At 42.8% G+C, this 20,291-nt stretch carries 18 protein-coding genes; 14 read left to right on the top strand and 4 right to left on the bottom strand.

The window, feature by feature from the left end:
* Positions 1-10 precede the first annotated feature (10 nt).
* From NIT04_RS19075 to NIT04_RS09430, 8 genes are all read left to right on the top strand, one after another.
* Positions 11-139, top strand: coding sequence for a hypothetical protein (locus NIT04_RS19075; RefSeq protein WP_256470597.1), 129 nt, complete (start codon positions 11-13; stop codon positions 137-139).
* Positions 129-731: a DUF2441 domain-containing protein gene (locus NIT04_RS09460; RefSeq protein WP_252503373.1), complete on the top strand. Its 603-nt coding sequence runs from the start codon at positions 129-131 to the stop codon at positions 729-731. The genes NIT04_RS19075 and NIT04_RS09460 overlap by 11 nt, the downstream gene beginning before the upstream one ends.
* A 30-nt stretch (positions 732-761) precedes the next feature.
* Positions 762-1,904, top strand: coding sequence for a DUF4362 domain-containing protein (locus NIT04_RS09455; RefSeq protein WP_252503372.1), 1,143 nt, complete (start codon positions 762-764; stop codon positions 1,902-1,904).
* A 109-nt stretch (positions 1,905-2,013) separates the two neighbouring features.
* The gene (locus tag NIT04_RS09450) at positions 2,014-2,439 is read left to right on the top strand and encodes a thioesterase family protein (protein ID WP_252503371.1); all 426 of its coding nucleotides are present in this window, start codon (positions 2,014-2,016) and stop codon (positions 2,437-2,439) included.
* On the top strand, positions 2,439-2,756 hold the full coding sequence (locus tag NIT04_RS09445) for a hypothetical protein (protein WP_252503370.1): 318 nt from the start codon (positions 2,439-2,441) through the stop codon (positions 2,754-2,756). Before NIT04_RS09450 ends, NIT04_RS09445 begins: the two co-directional genes overlap by 1 nt.
* Positions 2,757-2,846: 90 nt before the next feature.
* Positions 2,847-4,043 (top strand): ATP-grasp domain-containing protein, encoded by a 1,197-nt coding sequence (locus NIT04_RS09440; protein ID WP_252503369.1) that lies wholly within the window; start codon positions 2,847-2,849, stop codon positions 4,041-4,043.
* 34 nt (positions 4,044-4,077) lie between these two features.
* Complete coding sequence (locus NIT04_RS09435; RefSeq protein WP_252503367.1) at positions 4,078-4,488, top strand: CotY/CotZ family spore coat protein; 411 nt, start codon at positions 4,078-4,080, stop codon at positions 4,486-4,488.
* Between the two features lie 103 nt (positions 4,489-4,591).
* Positions 4,592-6,757 (top strand): YheC/YheD family protein, encoded by a 2,166-nt coding sequence (locus NIT04_RS09430; RefSeq protein ID WP_252503366.1) that lies wholly within the window; start codon positions 4,592-4,594, stop codon positions 6,755-6,757.
* Positions 6,758-6,795: 38 nt separating this feature from the next.
* Here NIT04_RS09430 and NIT04_RS09425 read toward each other — a convergent pair whose 3' ends face one another.
* A complete protein-coding gene (locus NIT04_RS09425; RefSeq protein WP_252503365.1) occupies positions 6,796-8,013 on the bottom strand; it encodes an ATP-grasp domain-containing protein in 1,218 nt (405 codons plus the stop codon).
* A 178-nt stretch (positions 8,014-8,191) separates the two neighbouring features.
* Here NIT04_RS09425 and NIT04_RS09420 point away from each other — a divergent pair, with 178 nt between their 5' ends.
* From NIT04_RS09420 to murF, 4 genes are all read left to right on the top strand, one after another.
* Entirely contained in the window at positions 8,192-9,571 is a 1,380-nt protein-coding gene (locus tag NIT04_RS09420) for a UDP-N-acetylmuramoyl-tripeptide--D-alanyl-D-alanine ligase (RefSeq protein WP_252505061.1), read from the top strand.
* A 142-nt stretch (positions 9,572-9,713) separates the two neighbouring features.
* Entirely contained in the window at positions 9,714-10,157 is a 444-nt protein-coding gene (locus tag NIT04_RS09415; RefSeq protein WP_252503364.1) for a hypothetical protein, read from the top strand.
* A gap of 72 nt (positions 10,158-10,229) precedes the next feature.
* Positions 10,230-11,528 (top strand): YheC/YheD family protein, encoded by a 1,299-nt coding sequence (locus NIT04_RS09410; protein ID WP_252503363.1) that lies wholly within the window; start codon positions 10,230-10,232, stop codon positions 11,526-11,528.
* A gap of 29 nt (positions 11,529-11,557) precedes the next feature.
* Positions 11,558-12,940, top strand: a complete 1,383-nt coding sequence (gene murF, locus NIT04_RS09405; RefSeq protein ID WP_252503362.1) for a UDP-N-acetylmuramoyl-tripeptide--D-alanyl-D-alanine ligase — start codon at positions 11,558-11,560, stop codon at positions 12,938-12,940.
* Positions 12,941-12,994: 54 nt separating this feature from the next.
* Here murF and NIT04_RS09400 read toward each other — a convergent pair whose 3' ends face one another.
* From NIT04_RS09400 to plsY, 3 genes are all read right to left on the bottom strand, one after another.
* Positions 12,995-14,398, bottom strand: a complete 1,404-nt coding sequence (locus tag NIT04_RS09400) for a C40 family peptidase (protein WP_252503361.1) — start codon at positions 14,396-14,398, stop codon at positions 12,995-12,997.
* Positions 14,399-14,601: 203 nt separating this feature from the next.
* Positions 14,602-14,895 (bottom strand): HesB/YadR/YfhF family protein, encoded by a 294-nt coding sequence (locus NIT04_RS09395; protein WP_252503360.1) that lies wholly within the window; start codon positions 14,893-14,895, stop codon positions 14,602-14,604.
* Positions 14,896-14,932: 37 nt separating this feature from the next.
* Positions 14,933-15,535: a glycerol-3-phosphate 1-O-acyltransferase PlsY gene (gene plsY / locus NIT04_RS09390; RefSeq protein ID WP_252503359.1), complete on the bottom strand. Its 603-nt coding sequence runs from the start codon at positions 15,533-15,535 to the stop codon at positions 14,933-14,935.
* 253 nt (positions 15,536-15,788) lie between these two features.
* Between plsY and parE the strand changes: the two genes are divergently transcribed.
* Both parE and parC read left to right on the top strand, forming a co-directional pair.
* On the top strand, positions 15,789-17,759 hold the full coding sequence (gene parE / locus NIT04_RS09385) for a DNA topoisomerase IV subunit B (protein WP_252503358.1): 1,971 nt from the start codon (positions 15,789-15,791) through the stop codon (positions 17,757-17,759).
* Positions 17,756-20,188, top strand: a complete 2,433-nt coding sequence (gene parC / locus NIT04_RS09380; protein ID WP_252503357.1) for a DNA topoisomerase IV subunit A — start codon at positions 17,756-17,758, stop codon at positions 20,186-20,188. The genes parE and parC overlap by 4 nt, the downstream gene beginning before the upstream one ends.
* The last annotated feature ends 103 nt before the right edge of the window (positions 20,189-20,291 follow it).

Raw genomic sequence — 20,291 nt, 5'->3', positions numbered from 1 at the left:
GGGCTTTGTTATGAGTATTATCGACACGACGCGAATTTTTGAGGAAGAGGAAGAATTCGAGTCATTGGTAAGAAGTAAGTTAAAGAATATTGATGGTGTTACTGTATCGTGGCAGTCAGGGGCGAAAGATGAGAGATAATGAACTGTTCGCATACCATATCGTCACCAATAAGAAAATGACACTTGGACAGATAATCAATTTTGACGATGATCAACAAAACACATTGTATCGCTTCTTTTTTGTAAAAGAACTAGTGAATTCTAAAGGAGATGACTCTTTACAGATTATTCAAGACCATTATACGAATAATGGCTTAAATTTGAATAAAGAAGATACCGAAGTAGTTAGCAAGTATATGGGTCAAACAATCAGAGCCATTCGAGAAGTAATAACTGAAATGGTCAGATTACAGGAGTATCCTGATCATCCTTCCAGATTATCGTGCTTATACGCAGCAAAAACATATGAAGATGCATTAAAGTGGAAACAATTGTTTGACTCCTATAATCGAAAGGTTTTACAGATTGTTAAATTGCGAGTGAAAGGAAATTGCTTTGAAGGAGATGCCAACCTTCTGCCAAAAGAAGATGGAATCCCTTTCGCTCAAAAAATTGCTCAAGCGAAAGAGTATTGGAAGGGTAATGTGAAAAATGAGCTTCCTGAGCTTTTGGTTAATGGGGAAATTGAGGTTGCAGAAATCATTGATGATTTTGCAGAATCCAAACCGTAATCTAGGAATGCTTAGATTGGACGTGAAAACATGAGGAAGAAAATGGGCTGCACAATTTTGCTACTGACATTTCTTTTCATCTTAACTGCCTGTAATACAACTGGGGAAGAAAAAAATCGGAATGATAACGAAGAATCCCACACAACAAGTATAGATAGTGACAAACCGACTGTGCAAAGTGTTGACAATGTGGATGTCGTAAATACACACGGTAGCATTGATGGGTTGGAGAAAATGAAGAACTTCTATAGTAATTTGCAGAATGGCATTTCATCTGAATTACGAATTGTCCACTACACAATTGAAGGGGATCCAATCGTTACAGACCTGAATTATAAAGAAGATACTGTAAAAGTGACCTATGATTCAACACGTGACAACTTCGGAAGTGGTGAAATAACGACTGTTACATGCAGCGATTTGTTGGAGGAAGTCAATCCCACGAATACTAGCTATATCGCCACAGGATGCTCAGACGGCTTTTTCGGTATGATAGAGATTTTGGTTGTAGAATATAATTTGGGGCGACAAGATCTCTTCGAATTAGAATTAAAGTTTGGAGATCAACTGGAAAATGAAGTGAATACGAAAACAAAAGAAGTTACAAAAGTCATTAACTCAAAAGAAACAAGGGCAATTAGAGATTTTCAACTATCCACACAAGTGAAACAAGAAATCTTTAAACGGTTAGTCGTTGCAAATTATTTAGGTGATCTTGATTTAAAGAATACATGTCAGTCAGCAGAGTCCAAGGACTATTATCTAAAAGTATATATTAACGGCGGGAATCGTGAATACCATTGGTCTAGCTGCGATCAAGGTCCAGACGGTTTGAAATTTACCGACATCGCTGAATATATAATTGTGCAATCTGAAATGGAGCAAACTGAAAATCCCGAAACTGTCATCCAAGGGTATATACTTCAAGAGAAAGATGACACGTTGTTAATTGGAGAAGATTTGAATATCTTGCAGTACGAATGGCTCAAAGATGAAATACAACATACCGGCCTTGATTCATACGCTTTTAACTTCATCAGCTTGGAAGGCGTTCAAACCGATGAGTTCAAGATTGGCGATAAAATTGAAGCAATTATAAAGGGAACCATTACAGGTTCAAATCCCGGAAAAGCTCAAGTAAAGGATATAAGACCACTGTATATAACGAAATAACTAAACAGGCACTGAAAATGAATCAACATTATTAAAACTATCCATAACAAGTTACACAAACAGCAATATTCCTCCCTCTTTTGTATAATGGACAACAGAGGTGATATTAGTGTTTGTCAGTGAAAAAGAAGTGGAAATCCGGTATGCGGAGACGGACCAAATGGGTGTCGTCTATCATGCCAATTACTTAGTATGGATGGAAATTGGCAGAACGAGCCTAATTCAGGATCTCGGCTTTACATACGCTGGTCTCGAGGCGGAAGGATATCTTTCCCCTGTTATTGACCTGTCGATTCAATATAAGGCGGCCATGAGATACGGACAGATAGCGACTGTACGGACATGGGTCGAGTCCCATGGGAAACTTCGGACAGTGTACGGCTACGAAATCCTACATGAAGACGGGACGGTTGCGGCAACCGCTACTTCTGAACATATTTTAGTGAAAAGAGACAGCTTTAGACCGGTTTCATTACGGAAAATCGATCCAGAATGGGACGCGAAGTACTTAGAAATTTGCCGGGTGGCTGACTGATGGCTTTCGGCATCAATCGTTCGGAATTGAAAGCGTGGAAAGAAGCTGTCCGTGCCGGGGAAATCGCTTTTCTTACACACTACTGGCTCGATGATCGTTTTCCGGACTGTAAAACCGTCACGAAGGCGGGTTGTGCAGATCTTGCTAAGTTAATCGAATGGGGAAAAAGATACGGGTTAAAACCTGAATGGATCGACCACCGTGAAGATTACCCTCATTTCGACCTTTTCGGTAAGACAGAGTTACGAGTATTGCTGGACGCCGGATTAATAGAACAAGTGAATCGATTCAACTTATTGAGTAAGCATGAGGGATAACCCTTCATGCTTATTTTATTTGCCTAAAGCAAGATGGTCCATTCGCATACAAATGAAAGAAGAGGATTGTCTTCATGAAAGGATGGAGAAATGAGGGCAATTGTGTTTATCGGATCATCTACGACAGGATCGAGCATTGAAGCATTAGCGGCTGCTAGCCGGTTAGGCTATGCTGCCATTTTAATGACGAATCGAAAAGAAATTTTGCGAAGGCGGCCGGGTACTGCTCAAATTATCCTTATGGACTCTTTGGAAAAAGGAATTGTCCGGGAAAAAATCGTCCAATTAATACAATCAGGTTATGACATTAAAGTGATTATCAGTTTTGTCGATCCGTATGTCTCCATGGCGGCAGAACTCTCCAATGAATTTTGCGGATCCTCCATTTCTTTTAAAGCATTACAGCTCATGGAAGATAAAATGGCGACTCGTCTTACATTGGAAAACAATCGGGCAACATGCCTCTTTGAATTAATTCCTATAGAGCCATTAAAACCATCCAATATTAAATTTCCTTTCATTATGAAGAAAACGGTTTCGAACGGATCCAAGGATATCTATTATATTGAAAATGAAATAGAATTTGAAAACAACGTACAGAAACTGGCGAAACGAAAGCCGGGAAAGCAATTTATCGTAGAAGAATTCATAGAAGGCCCCCAATATGTTATTGAAGTCGTTGTCATAGAAGGTATACCGATTATCGTGGCGGTCATCCAGCAGGAAATCACACAAGATTACACGTTCATTGTAACTGCCTATGATGTGGTCATGGAAATAGATGAAGAAATCTACAGGAGTTTATGGAAAACCGTCACTTCAATCATAAACGAAATGGGCCTTCAAAACGGTGCTTGCCATATCGAAATGCGCCTTTCCCCAAATGGGTGGAAGTTGATTGAAATGAACCCTCGCATTTCCGGCGGAGCGATGAATCGAATGATTGAAGAGGCTTTCGGCATCAATCTCGTCCAAGAGACGATCAAGCTCTATCTCGGTGAAGAGCCTGACTTAATCAGAAAGAAACAGCAGTGCGTCCATACCTCTTATATTACGATCAGTAGCACTGGTTATTTATTGGAGATAGAAGGAGTCGAAGAGGCTGCGAATTGTCCAGGAGTAGCGGACGTCTTCGTGAAGCCTTCGATCGGTACGATAATGATGCCGCCACTATCGATGGGGCATCGGTACGGATATGTGATGGCTGTCGGAGAGTCAACGGAAGAGGCAAAGGAACGGGCGGAAAATGCCGCCAGATTGATAAAGTTTTACATCGAGCCGTTGTAACGTGAAGGAACATAATAATAAGGGAGGGGAAGCAATGAAAATGTGTCGACTATGCGAAGAGATGAAAGAATTATGGAAGGAGCAGCAATTGCTTGCGGAGTTTGGAAAAGAATTGCGTTTCATTCAAATGGCCGATTCAATGGACACAATCCCCTTCATGCTGCAAACTGCAAAGCATTCCGCTCCTTTTAACGCTATTATCAATGGATATTCCACTCCTTATTTCAGATTGGAGAAAATAGATGAGGGAAGCTGCTTTGCGCAATTATCCTTGCTTCAGCCCGTCAATTTGAAAGGGCACCCGGCTCTTACTGATCAAGACCTTTACGCTTTAAAGAAGACTCCCCATCGTATCCTCGTAAAACTTTGCAGCTTTTCAGCAATCAATCCAGTTCCACACGAACTTGTCAGCCGTCCATTGCCAATCATCGAGTCGAAAACATAGAGAAGGAAAACTAAATCTCCTGCTTGTAAACTCTTGTCCTTATTACTCCAAGTTCGAATGAATGTACTAGAGAGAACCTCAAAAAGAGTAAAGGAGAATGTTCATGACGATCATAGGAATGTTGCATCATCGGAAAGATCCGGACACTGTCATGAAAGCTTATGTATTTGCGGCTGTCGCGCAAGCTGAAGGGGCGAAGTTTTTCTATTTTGCGCCTGGAGATGTGAATTTTTTGAATCGTACAATCAAGGGACAAGTGTACGAAAAAGGGGAATGGAAGACGAAAATCATGCCCTTTCCAAATGTCATCTATAATGCTGGTAGCCCAGAAAAGCTAGCAAAATCTAAGGAGACAATCGAGAAGTTGAAAAAAGATATCCCTTTTACGACATATTCAATCGGCAATAAATGGAGTGTGAACCGTCGATTGAAAGAAGCAAAAGATTTTGCGAGTTATTTGATACCTACTGAAGTCGTAAAGAATGCGGATCATTTCTTCAAATTCCTTTCAGCATTTGAGAAAGTGGTCTTCAAACCGATTGACGGCCGTAAAGGAAAAGGGATTTTTTTTATTGTGCAAGAAGGTGGACGTTTTTCAGTGAAAGGGGAAGGGACGAACAGAATATATGGAAGCTCCCAATTAAATGCCTTTATTAAACAGAAACTATCGAAAGAGACTTTCATCGTCCAGCCATATATACAATCAGTAACGAAGACAGGGCAAGTTTTCGATTTCAGACTGCACGTTCAAAAAAATGGGGATGGCGAGTGGGTCATTACGACAATTTACCCACGGATCGCACCGCAAGGATCCATTATAGCGAATATCAATAGTGGAGGCTATACGAACTATTTAGATCCGTTTTTGGAACAAGAGTTCAAGGATGAGGCATTCAACATCCGGAAGAAACTCGAGTTCTTTTCATTGTCGCTAGCCAAGCATTTGGATGAACTGCAAATGGAGAAATTCGGTGAAGTGATTGATGAAATTGGAGTTGACGTCGGAATGGACGGACAACGGAAGCTATGGATCTATGAAGTGAACTGGCGCCCAGGCTGTCCTCCGGCATTTTACTTGGAATTGGATGTTGTTAAAAATACGATCAAGTATGCCACTTACGTAGCGAAAAATCAAAATGCAATCCAACTGAAAATTAAGGAAGCAAAGCGAAAAAGGTCTGCAGAAAAGCAAGAAACGCCAATCATCGCCATTACAGGAAGCGCCGGTAAAACGACAACAAAAGCTTTTCTTTCTTCCATCCTATCAAAGAAATGGAATATCTTCGAGTCGAAGGACTATTGGAATACGACGGAACATACGAAAAAGCATGCAGCTGAGATTAATTCATCCCATCAGGCGGTTGTCCTTGAATATGGAATGGCTTATCCAGGTGTCATCACTGAACATTGCCGAATTATCAAGCCAAATATGTCGATAGTTACGAATGTCGGATTGGCCCATGTCGGAAACTTCAACGGCGATCCGAGAGGGGTTGCGAAAGCAAAGTCAGAATTGATTCATGGGATGGATCAGTATGGAGTGCTTTGCCTCAATCGCGATAATGATAATTCCCGATTTTTAGAAACACAGAATTTCAAAGGGAAAACAATTACAATCGGCATTCAAAAACCAGCGGATTATCGTGCTTACGACGTGCAGTACACGGATCAGGGCATGAGTTTTAAAATAAAGCTTCAAAATGAGGAAATTGAACTGTTCATTCCGATTTTTGGGGAGCATCATGTGTATAACGCATTGTCGGCAATTGCAATCGCCGACCAGCTAGGGTTCTCACCGATGGAAATCAAGACGGGGCTTCTCTTCAAAAAACCGCCGCGTCGATTGACAATCTATAATTGCAAGGACAATATTACACTCATTGACGATACTGTCCACTCGCATCCGGAAGGGGTACGTGCAGCAATCGATGTCCTTGTAAATCTTGCAAAGCACCGTAAAATCGTTGTTATAGGACAAATGAGGGAGCTTGGAGAATTGCGAGAAAATGAATACCGTAAAGTCGGGGACTACGTTCAACAGCAGGGAATTGATCTGTTGATCACATACGGTTTTCGTACAGAGGAAATCGGCGCGCAAGCATTAAAAAAAGGAATGGCTGCGGATAAAATCCACCATTTCACGGATCGGGAGAAACTGCATGCATTACTGTCAACACTGATTCGTAAAGACGATACGATCCTTATTAAAGGAGCTAGCAAAACAAACATGTTCGAAACGGTCAAGTTCATTGATCAAAACTATAGTTGAACAAATAAGAGGACTCCATTATGCGGGAGTCCTCTTATTTATTGTTTCAAGTGAAATTGGATTTCTTTCGCTGCCTTTTTGGCCAACGACTTTGCAATTCCCAACGTACTGCCTTGGGCGATGACATATGCGTACCGATGTCCCATCGACAGTGGCGGCATTAGCTGCGTCCCTTTTTTCGGCTTGACATAGACTTCCACGACACCAGGCAATTTTCTCGCCCTATTCTTGCCTGTCACTTTTTCCAAAATCCCTTTACTATCGATAATGACATACTGAGTGAATACGAAATTTTTATGTTTTTGGATTAAGGAAGGTCTTTCCCCTAAGTATAATTTTAGTGTTTCTTCGACCAAGTCAAAGCCGAAGGCGGCCTTCAGCATATTGTTCATCGCACCGCCAGAAATCCTCGGATTGATTTCGATCAGCCGCCAGCCATTGTCCGTCAGACGCATTTCGACATGGAGTGCCCCGTTTTGGATGTCGAATTTCTCGACGATGGATTCCAGCACTTCCATGATGCTGTCATTCATCTGTCTTGGAACAATTGCAAGCACTCCGTACCCGGTGATAATGAATCGCTTGCCGAATGTGATTTCCTGTTGGATGACACCCGCGATTTGAATTTTCCTATCGTGGACAACCGCTTCCACCAAGTATTGATCCCCTTCGATGAATTCCTCGATAATGATCGACTCGTCGGGAGCCTTTTCATTCAGTTTCCGGATATGACGCCTCAGCTGTTCCAAATTATTTGCCTGTAAAACATCCTTTGAACCTGTGGAGGACGCTGATTTTACAATCAGGGGAAAAGCAGGCAAAGTCCCTATCGACGCCAGTTCGAGCTTCATTTTTGGGGATAGGGTTAAAAATTTGGGTGAATACGGAAGCCCGTTTAATGAAGCTCTTGTCCCTGCTTTGTTTTCCATAAATTCTGCCGCTTTGGCAGATGTGCCGTTAGGACAGAAATCCTCACATAGTTTCAAGGAGTTGGCAACATTTGAGTCGACAAAACTGGCAATTGTCTTAATATCATGTCCCTTGGATTTCAATGAACGGATTTCTTTTTTCATTGCTGCCAGATTAGTCGTGTCGACGAATATCATTTCGTGGACATCTACATATTCTTTCCTTTGCTTAATTTGTTTTTCATTGTTTGTGAATAACACCGTGAAGTAGCCGAGCCGTTCTGCAGCTCTGATCGCTTCCCTACTTGAACCTGATTTATTTGTTCCGATAAAGATGATTGTTTTCAACAAGTCCAACTCCTTCATATAAGACAACTCTATATAAGTTATGAAGGATTCGTTTATCGACATGGTTATACATCATATAGATCAGCAACTATCGGCAATTTCCTATACACAGGATTTTCGTACAGGCTCTTCAAAAGGACGGGGCATACGATAGGAAAGGGGGAAGGGAGTGAACCAAATGAAACCTCTAACGACAGGATATATCCGGCAAATCATTTCCGGCAAATTGGTGCATGGAACAGATGATCTGCTCATACATCATGGTGCCTATCGTCTGAAACAAGTGAGGCATTCTCATACGATACTATTTTTAAAACGGAATATTATTCAATGGGAACGACTGAAGCCTTACTTCCCGATAGCGATTGTGACAGATCGAGAAATGGATGTGAGCAGACGAACTGAGGATTTGACAATCATTAGAGTAGAAAATCTTCAAGATGCTTATTGGAATTTTATAAACCACTACCGGGATTCAATAAATATTCCAGTAATCGCCGTGACGGGTACATCCGGTAAAACGACGACAAAGGAGATGATCCGTCATCTGTTATCGATCAATCGGAAAGTAGCTCATACGAACAGTACAAATAATTCACGTACCGCACATTTGTCCTATCTGCTCGGAATGGATGACACGACGGAAGTGGCAGTGTTCGAAACAGCGGTCGGTGCGCCGGGAGATATTTCAAATGCAGCTGCCTATTTGAAACCGACAATCGGTATCATTACGAACATCGGCGAACACCACCTTAATTACTGCAAGTCATTGGAAGGCTATATCGCTGCGAAAGGGGAAATGTGCAACGCTCTTCAACCAAATGGGGTTCTCATCATAAACGCGGACGACCAGAACACGAAAAAACTGGATTTGAAAAGCTTTACCGGAACAATTGTTACAGTCGGCATCCACTCAAAATGTGATTTTAAAGCAAATGATATCTATTTTTCATCTGAAGGAATGTTTATGACTGTTGAACATATGAAAAAGAAATACAGAATACTCATTCCGGGTCTCGGGGAACACCAAGTCTATAACGCGCTCGCTGCTATTGCAGCGGTTCATCAAATTGGCATGGACCTTACCGATGTCGCATTCCATTTCAGGACTTTTCAACCGCTCAACAAGCAATTGCAACTACTGGAAGGGTTGAATGGCGCAACGATTATCGATGACACATGGAGCATTACAACGACTTCCTTGCATGCGGCAATGCGAGTGTTGCAGGCAATTCATCCAGGTAAAAGAAAGATTGCTGTCATCGGAACGATAACCGATCTCGGATCGTGGGGATATGCAATCCATCAGCGGGCAGGAGAAATACTCGCACAAAGTAAAATTGATGTACTTGTCACAATAGGAGAACATGCAAAAATAATGGCGGACACCGTTTCCCAAAGAAGTTCCAGAACAGAGGTCCATTCATTCAATAACCATATCCTTGCGTATGAATTGCTGAAAAAAATTGCAACAGAGGACTCGATCGTGCTTATTAAAGGTGACATGTTGAGCGAATCGATAAAGAAGCTTGCAACCCTCTTGAGAAAGGCCGACTGACTTATAGGCATTCAATTAAGTTTTGTGTAGAAAATTTTAAACGAAAATATTTTAACTACCCGAATTGGGACAAACACCAAGCCGCCACTTTTGTTTTGTCAATATAGTAGAAGTAGTTCAAATAGAGAGGAGGGATATCATTATGGGTATGGAATGTCCGTGTGGTGTATTGGTTAATGCAGTTTCTAGAGATAACAACGTCCGTTTTAATGGACAGATGGGAACGGTCGAAGGGGATTTGACTTACATGGCAAACGTATGTGTTACGACTTTAGCTGCTTCTACATTGTCCCTTCAATTTACAGATACGGAGACAATGGGCGGTGTAAACAGTTTTATGTTTGTTGCAAATTCTATCACTTCTGTTGAGTGTAATAGAATAGGTCAAAATTGTGAAGTGACAGTTACGGGCACTGGGCTTGTCAACGGTCAACAGTTTCCTTTTGAAGCTGTATTCAGGGACCAAGTCGCATCTGCAGCTGTAGACATTGTACAATCATTTGTCATAACCGGATTCTTCGATCAGAACGGTGCAGCACCGGTTGCACAAGGTTCGATCGTTGCACTCGGCTGCGAGGAAGATTAACGATGTGTGAACTCCCGGCTTCTTGTCGGGGGTTCTCCTATCTAACATAAATCAAATGAAGGAGGGTAGTCTGTGAAGGGCATTCGGGGTCGTTATGGCCAACATAGGATTTTGGAAACGGATTCCAGCTTATCAATGTATCTGTTGGAAACGAAACTATTATCAGAAGCGACGTTCTACGATCTTTCCGAGAAATACAATTTCCTTATGATCAAACCGTTAGTGGGGCCGCAACAAGTTCATATTACGGTAAATGATAATGAAATTGAATTAAAAACAGGGATTGAGGTTTTACGTTTTTCAAGCATAGAAGAAGCCTACGATTATTTGACAACGCATATTTGCACTAGAAAGTATTATGTCATTCAAGCTTTACCGACAAATCCATCAAAACTTAGCCATTGCCGTTTTACCCTTCACAGAAAATCCCCTAAAGTAAAATGGAAAATCGTCCATAGCACAACTGTAGATGAAAATAGGTTTTCGGATGCTCATTTATTCCATATATGGAAACTCAATAGTTCAGTAACATTTGTAGCGAAAAAGCTAGGTGCCGCTTTTCCTGGCTGCCATACAATCGTCGTCGAGGTCGCGATAGAAAGAGCCGGTAAGTTTTGGATTGCTGATACGATATTACATGAACGCAATAGCAAATGGAGCCAATACCATTCACTTCATCTAAAAAGATCTTTACGAGCATTCTTGCCAGCTACGGATTTATGTACTAAACAAACATTGCTTGCATTTTTGAATACCTATCCAGAGGTGATCATCAAGCCATGCGTAGGTCAACAGGGAAGAGGGATCGTAAAAATAGCAACAACCGGAGAAATGAATTTCGAGGTGCATGAGAGGCGAAACAGAAAGTGCATAGAAGACTTTGATCAGCTGTTCCGTTATTTACTTGAGGAGTATCTTTTACAAAAAGATTATATTGTTCAGCAAAGGATATCTCTTGCAGAACTAGATGGGAACCCGTTTGACGTACGAGTCATCACCCAAATTGATGAAGGAAGCTGGATTATGACAGGGCAGGTCGTGAAAGTCGCAGCGAAGGATTACTTTGTATCAAACAGGGCTAGCAAATTGCTCACATTGGAAAACGCCCTTTCTGAATCGGGCAATGAAACTTCACTTGAACATTGTGCCAAAAGGATTGAAAAGGTATGCAAAAAAGCTTCAAAGAGACTTTGGAGAAATATCGGTAAGATTTCGATTATTGGATTTGACATTGGAATCGATGGCAAAGGGGAAGTATGGGTGATCGAAGGGAATTATGCCCCATCCCTCTCTATGTTTTACATGTTTGGCAACAATGAAATCCACGAGAGGATTTCTTACTATATAAGGAAACATAAAAAGAGTGGCTGATCGAAGTACAATGGAAGGGAGGTACTGCAATGAAGCCGATAGCCGTCAATGACATTAGGAAAGTAATCGGAGGGAAAATCATCACAGGACCTGTAAACTGGAAAGTGGAAGATGCCATCTACTATACACGACATGATCATACGAGGCGGAATTCCCTTCTTTTTGCAAGAAGGGGGGATTCGATCAACTGGGTAGCCATCGATAAGAAAGGCCCTTCCCTTGTCATTACCGATAAGTCCTCAATTAATGTGAAAGAAGTATTGCCGAATACGACAGTTATGCAAGTATCAAGCCTCGTTCAGAGCTATTGGAAATTCATCAATTATTATCGGAATCAGTTTCAAATACCAGTAGTGACGATAACAGGAACATGCGGCAAAACGACAACGAAAGATATGATCAAACATATGCTCTCTGCCATCTGGAATGTGCACGCATCGGTCAGCAGCAAGAACGAACCGAGACGCTCATTTCCTTATTTGATGGGAATCGACGAACATACGGAAGCCGCAGTCTTCGAACATGGACTCGGCAATTCCGGAAATATAAAACACCAATGCATGATTTATCAGCCGACGATTGGAATCATTACAAATATCGGCGTCCATCATTTGGACGGGTGTGTAAACATGGAAGGATATATTAAAGCGAAAGAAGAAATCATCGGAGGCATTAGGGATGGCGGCACCTTACTATTAAATGCGGATGATCAGAACAGTAAAAAGTTGAAGATCCATAATTTCAAAGGCAAAATCGTCTATTTTGGCAAGGATGCAAAATCAGATTTCAGAGCTTCCCGAATCACTTACGGAGAAACCGGAATGGATTTCGTCCTCCATGTGGGTCCCGAGGAATATAGCGCCTTTGTTCCAGGGTACGGGGAGCACCAAGTAAGCAATGCGCTTGCGGCGTTGGCTGCGGTCCATGAAATAGGAATGGATTTAAAAATCGCGATTTCCCGTCTGACAACGTATGAAACGATGGATAGGCATTTGGAGTTTTCAAAGGGGAAAAATGGCAGCACAATTATCGATGATACGTGGACAAACAACCCAACGTCAGTGGAAGCGGCATTGAAAGTGCTTGATTCAATTGGCAAAGGGAAAAAGGTCATTCTCATATTAGGGGATATAAACAGGCTTGGGAATTTCGAAAAGAAATACCACCGGGAAATCGGTAGCATGGTCGCGGAGAGGAACATCCATGCACTGATCACAATCGGTAAAAAGGCGGAAGAAATTGCAAGACAGGCAATGCGGGATGGAAGCACCGCGAATATAAGAATGTTCAAGGATGTAGGCGACATCGGAAATCGGTTGGATCATTTATTCGATGATCAGTCGATTGTGCTGATCAAAGGACCGATGTCGAGTCGCGGAATGATAGAATTTGCTAGGTCGTTGAAACAATAAAATGGAAAAGAAGCATCCAACGTTACGACGTTAAGATGCTTCTTCTATTCTTATTCAGTTTGAAAGGACGCGACGCGCTTTCATGAAGTTTTGCGTTGCCCACGTAGAGGATAGGCTTTGCGTTACAACCTTGCCGGAAGTGGAAAGGCTAATAAATTGGTTACCTCCGATATAAATGCCCGTTTGGGTGATGCGAGTTCTTTTATTATCCAAAGAGAAGAAGAGAAGGTCTCCTTTTTTAAGATTGGATTTCAGAACGGCAGTCCCGACTTGAGATTGCTGGCTAGCCGATTTGCTTTTCAAATCAATTCCTTGCTTTTTATATACATAATAAGTGAAGCCAGCACCTGTGAATGTCAATGTACTTTCATTATATACATAACCGAATTTCGCTTTGGTCGTAAGGCTTTGTGCAAAGTTCACAAGCTTGTCCGCAGATGTTGTTGCAGTCGTTGTTGTTGGTTTAGACACGGATGGTGCAGTCGTTGTAGTGGACGGCTTGGATACGGAAGGTGCAACTGCCGTGTTGTCTGTAACAACCCTTTTTGCCGTAATATAATGATCTTTATAGTAGTCTACAAGCATAACCCTTGTCACAACACCACCCGAATTCGGGAGGATGAGACGATGATCGCCTGCATAAATGGCAACCAAGCTAGGATTCGTTGACCCTGTCACGCTATTGAAGAAGACCAGATCACCTTTCTTCAAGTTGGAGCGGGAAACTGTCGTACCCTTGCTCTGTAGTGCTTTAAGACTCGTTGCATTCAAAGTGATTCCGTTGTTTTTGTAAACATAATTTACAAAACCAGTACTCGTGAACTTTTTAGTGCTTTCATTGTTCACTGATCCAATTGTCGCCGTATCTTTCAAATCATAGGCAAGGCTGACAATTTTATCGCCTGTCGTTGCCGGGTTGGCCGACATTAAACTAGGGAGTACACGGCGTGCACCGATATAGCTTTCTGTATAATACGGTTTGCTATTTAAGTCGGCGATAATGATATTTTGTTTGGGATCTGCCATATGAATGACCTTATTATTACCGATATACATGGCGACATGATCTGGGACCTTCGATGCCTTACTGCTGAAGAAGAGGAGATCCCCTTTTTGCCATTGGCCTTTTGCAACGGGGGTGCCTTGCTGCATCATGTAGTCTTCATTGTACGTTGCAAGGTCTACGCCATTTTTTTCGAATATATACATTAGGAAAGTGGCGCAAGAAAACTTATACGGATATGTAGGCTTGTATACTGCCGTACTATATGTCGATTTTCCGATCAAACTTTTTGCCGTTTGGATCAATTGCTCCGCTTTTGCTGCAACTGCCTGTTGCGATGCTTGAGATGTTATCGTGGCGGCAGAGACTGTTTGAGCTTGATCGTATGATGGAATGGCAAGTGAGCTGACACTTACACAAGTGATTAATGCTGCTGAGAGAAGTTTACGTTTCATGTTTTGCCTCCTGGAAGTTGTAATGTCTTACCTGAGAACGATAGTAGCATGGAAAAAGGGAGTTAATTCGAGGGAATATTTACCTAAGGAAAAGCCGGTTTGCGAGACTTCAAGCCAGCAGGAGACTCAAAGGACTTCTTTACAAATAGATTACAGTGCAGAAATGGGAAATTGAGGAACGAAAAAAGCGTGTGGCTGAGCCATCACGCTTTTTCATACGTATAAACGAGTTCATTCAATTTGGTATTGACATCTACATGGAGATCGTGTTCATCAAAATACCAGTAATCTCTATCTTCAATATAGAAATGAATACCGTTCTTCTCCGTCTCGACCGCCACTTCATCAGGCTTCTCTTTCATAATCCCGAGCGAGAATCCATCATGCAACGCGCTGGAACCGCCATACCGGGCGAAAAACTTTATATAATCGCCTGTTTCGGCTTCCATCTCCTCTATAAACCAATTTAGTGCATCATCCGATAAAACGATCTTCATTCCAGTATCCCGCCTTTCGGTTGCTGCTTCCATTGTATTATAACCACTTCACTTTTGGCTCGGTTCCCGCTTTAATCCTAGCAATATTCGCTCGATGCCTATAAAAGATGAAAACCCCCATTAAACCGACAATGATCATTAGATAGAAATCGCCCGTCCATACATAGAAGGCGAGACAGTAAATGAATCCGACAACTGCCACGATCATCGAGGAGAGGGATACCATTTTTGTTAACTTCAAAGTGATGAGGAACGTAAGGAGGACGATAATGAAAATCGGCCAGTTATATCCAAGTAAAACACCACCTGAAGTAGCAACAGCTTTGCCTCCTTTGAACTTTGCAAAGACAGGAAACATATGGCCGATTACAGCGACTACACCGAGTAAAAGCGGGTGAATCCCTGCTGCACTGAAATAAGGCAATAGTGGAAGCAGCACGGCAGCTGTCCCTTTTAAAATATCAAGAATGGTGACGATCAGACCTGCCGTTTTTCCTAGAACCCTGAAAGTGTTTGTAGCACCGAGATTTCCACTACCATGCTGTCGGACATCTGTACTATAAAAAAGTTTGCCGACCCACAATGCAGATGGAATGGAGCCGAGTACATAAGCGATTAGTATAAGAATGATAATTTCCATGACGCTCCCCTTTATCAGTAGTGAGTATATATGTGTTTCAGTTTAGCAGAACAGATGAATGCCGACAATGGAATGTGTTAAGTAATGTAATAAGCCGATTGTCTAGATTTTCCTCATCTCATTGCAATCAGCCGGTTCTTTCTATACAATTAATTGAGCGAGCTTCTTGAAACGTTGATTTGACAAGCTTTACAGGAAGCGATACGATAGTATATAAATAAAAAGAGAACATTCGTTTGATGGGGGTTGCGATTTGACGAAGAAGGAAGAAATTTACACATACGATGATGATTCGATTCAAGTGCTGGAAGGCCTTGATGCTGTAAGGAAACGCCCGGGAATGTATATTGGTTCCACGGATTCCAGGGGGCTTCATCATCTTGTCTATGAAATCGTCGATAACGCAGTTGACGAAGCGCTAGCAGGATATGGTTCTGAAATTGACGTTACGATACACAAAGACGGCAGCATTGGCGTACGTGACTACGGACGCGGAATGCCTACGGGAATGCATAAGACGGGAAAACCGACGGTAGAAGTTATTTTGACCGTCCTTCACGCTGGCGGAAAGTTTGGGCAAGGAGGTTATAAGACAAGTGGCGGCCTACACGGTGTAGGTGCATCAGTTGTCAATGCCCTTTCCGAGTGGCTGGAAGTGACGATTTTTCGTGATGGAAAGAAATTCAGGCAACGTTTTGAAAATGGCGGAAAACCGGTAACTACATTAGAAGAAATCGGTACGACGAGAGAGAAAGGTACTTTGATACACTTCAAACCGGATCCAGCGATCTTCTCAACGATTAAATATCAATATGAATTGCTGTCGGAACGTTTACGCGAATCTGCATTCCTGCTAAAAGGATTGAAAATCGACCTGAAAGAAGAAGGCACCGAGAAGCATGATGTCTTCCATTACGAAACGGGTATCGAAGCGTTCATCTCTTATTTGAATGAAGAGAAAGACGTCCTTCACGATGTTGCCTACCTCGAAGGCGTGACGGAAGGGATTGAAGTGGAATTCGCGTTTCAATTCAGCGATGGCTATTCTGAAACAATTCTCTCATTCGTCAATAATGTGCGGACGAAGGATGGCGGCACGCACGAAACAGGTGCGAAGACTGCAATGACACGCGTATTCAATGAGTATGCGAGGAAAACTGGAATATTGAAGGAAAAAGATAAAAACCTCGATGGTTCTGATATACGGGAAGGCATTTCCGCGATTGTTTCAGTCCGCATTCCTGAAGAAATTCTCCAATTTGAAGGACAGACGAAGGGAAAATTAGGGACAAGCGAAGCGAGAACGGCAACCGATGCAATCGTCTCCCAGCAGCTACTCTACTTCCTTGAAGAGAATGCTGAGCTGAGCGGCAACCTGATCCGTAAAGCGATCCGTGCACAACAGGCGAGAGAGGCTGCTCGTAAGGCGCGTGAAGATGCCCGTTCCGGTAGAAAACGTCGCCGCTCGGATACGCTGCTGACAGGAAAACTGACACCTGCACAGTCGAGGAATGCTGCAAAAAATGAATTATACCTAGTCGAAGGGGATTCCGCGGGCGGTTCTGCCAAGCAAGGACGGGATAGGACATTCCAGGCAATTTTGCCTCTGCGCGGTAAGGTAATCAATACCGAAAAGGCTAAATTAGAGGATATTATGAAAAACGAGGAGATCAACACGATTATCCACGCTATCGGCGGAGGGGTCGGCGCTGATTTCCAAATCGATGATATCGCATACGATAAAGTGATCATTATGACGGACGCAGATACGGACGGGGCACATATCCAAGTGCTTCTCTTGACGTTCTTCTATCGTTACATGAAGCCGTTGATCGAGGCAGGAAAAGTGTTTATCGCATTACCGCCACTTTATAAAGTCTTCAAAGGGACAGGCAAAAAGGAGATAGTGGAATATGCGTGGACGGAAGCCGATCTCGACCAAGCAATCAAAAAAATAGGCCGTGGCTATATGCTCCAGCGCTATAAAGGTCTCGGTGAAATGAATGCCGATCAATTATGGGAAACGACGATGAACCCTGAAACCCGTACTCTCATCCGTGTGACGATTGAAGACGGTGCGCAATCGGAACGACGAGTTACCACTCTAATGGGAGACAAGGTCGAACCGCGCAGGAAATGGATCGAATCAAACGTCGATTTCGGTACCGAAGACCAAAACATTTTAGAAAATGAATTTTTGCACGTTGAGGGGGACTTTGAATGACTTCAACTGAGCGATTCCAAGACTTGCCTTTGGAAGAAGTGATTGGCGACCGTTTTGGACGTTATAGTAAATACATCATTCAGGACAGGGCACTGCCGGACGCTAGGGATGGCTTGAAACCTGTTCAGAGAAGGATACTGTATGCGATGTTCCATGAGGGGAACACCCATGATAAGGCATTCAGGAAATCAGCAAAAACGGTCGGGAATGTCATCGGCAACTACCATCCACACGGAGACACTTCGGTTTATGACGCTATGGTGCGGATGAGCCAGGAATGGAAACTTCGCCATCTCATGATTGAAATGCACGGGAACAACGGTTCTGTAGATGGCGATCCGGCAGCTGCAATGCGATATACGGAGGCAAGGCTATCTGCAATTGCTTCGGAAATGCTACGTGACATTGGTAAGAACACAGTGGAGTTCATTCCAAACTTCGATGATACAGAACCCGAGCCGACCGTTTTGCCTTCCCGCTTCCCGAATTTGCTCGTCAATGGATCTACCGGGATTTCTGCTGGATATGCTACAGATATTCCACCGCATGCATTACACGAAGTTATCGATGCAGTACTGATGAGAATGGATGACCCTAACGTGTCCGTGGAGCAGTTGATGACGGTCTTGAAAGGTCCTGACTTCCCGACTGGTGCAATCATTCAAGGGACAGATGGAATCAAGACTGCGTACGAAACAGGCAGAGGCCGTTTCATCATCCGCGCAAAATCAGAAATCGAATCGTTAAAAGCAGGTAAATCCCAAATTGTCATCACTGAAATTCCATATGATGTCAATAAAGCGAATTTAGTGAAAAAGATGGACGAACTCCGGTTGGATCGAAAACTAGATGGCATTGCAGATGTGCGAGATGAATCAGACCGTACTGGGCTGCGAATTGTTGTGGAATTGAAGAAAGATATAGACGGCAATGCAATTCTGCAATACTTATTGAAAAATACCGATCTTCAAGTGACGTATAACTTCAATATGGTCGCCATCTCGAATAGAAGACCGACGCTTATGTCGTTGCCGATGCTATTAGATGCATACATCGACCACCAAAAAGAGGTCGTCACGAGACGCTCCGAGTACGATATCCAGAAAGCGAAAGACCGACTGCATATCGTGGAAGGTTTGATGAAAGCTTTATCGATACTTGATGAGGTGATCAAGGCGATCAGGGCTTCAAAAGACAAGCGGGATGCGAAGAATAATATTATTGAAAAATTCGGATTTACCGAAGTTCAAGCAGAAGCAATCGTATCTCTCCAGTTATATCGATTGACGAATACGGATATTACTGAGCTGAAAAAAGAGGATGCGGAACTAAGGAAGCTAATCGATCAGTTGGATGCTATTCTGAAAAGCGATAAAAAGCTTTCCACAGTCATCAAGAAGGAGTTACTTGAAGTCCGTAAGCAATTCTCTGAACAAAGAAGGTCTGTCATCGAAGAGAAGATCGAAAACATCAAAGTCGACCTCGACATCCTTGTTCCGAGCGAAGAAGTCGTCGTATCGGTGACAAAGGACGGCTATGTAAAACGGACGAGCATCCGTTCGTACAGTGCATCTAACGGCACCGGCCAAGAGATGAAGGAATCCGATTATAGTCTGTTGGAATCGGTCATGAATACGCAGCACCATTTGCTATTATTCACTTCTCTCGGAAATTATCTATATCAACCCGTGCATGAATTGCCGGATATCCGCTGGCGGGATCTCGGTCAACACATATCAAGTATCATTTCTCTTGAACCGAATGAGGAAATCATCTCGGCAATCGGAATTGAAAGCTTTGACGAACAAACATTAGTATTGACAGCTGCAGATAACGGAAACGTCAAGATGTCGAAGCTATCCGATTTCCAAGTGCAACGCTATTCTCGGACATTCAAGGCGATGAATTTGAAAAAAGGCGACCGGTTAGTCGATGTGCAACTCGTATCGGGTGAAGAAGATATAATCCTATTCAGCGAACAGGCATTCGCGTTGCGGTTTTCACTCACTGAGTTGTCAGTGACGGGTGTACGGACCGCTGGCGTACGTGGCCTCAATTTGAGGACGGAAGACAAGCTTGCTTCCATGCTCGTCGTACGAGACGAAGCTGAATCAATCCTAATTGCCACACATAGAGGATCAGTCAAGAGGATGGCTTTGAAGGAACTGGAGGTCGCCTCTAGGGCTCAGCGGGGCATTGTAGTGTTGAAAGAGTTGAAAACGAATCCGCATCGGATTATTGGCACTCAATTTGTCAAACCTAGCGACACGATCATCCTATCGACTAGCAAAGATAATAAAGTTGCTGTCGATGCCGGATCATTGCGGCTCGTCGATCGCTATTCGAATGGAAGCTCGATGGTTGACGAAAGCAAAGAAGGAAAAGTGACTGCTCTATATAAAGAAGTGAAAGCTGAAACGAAAGCTTGATGAAAAACGCCTGCTGGCAAGATGTCGGCAGGCGTTTTAGTACGTCTAAAGATGTAGTGACATTTGGAAGGTTTTAACGTATAATAGTTCGAAAGTCGAAATA

This window comes from Sporosarcina sp. Marseille-Q4943 (assembly GCF_943736995.1).
Taxonomy (GTDB): Bacteria; Bacillota; Bacilli; order Bacillales_A; family Planococcaceae; genus Sporosarcina.
This window is presented reverse-complemented; position numbering and strand designations above follow the sequence as displayed.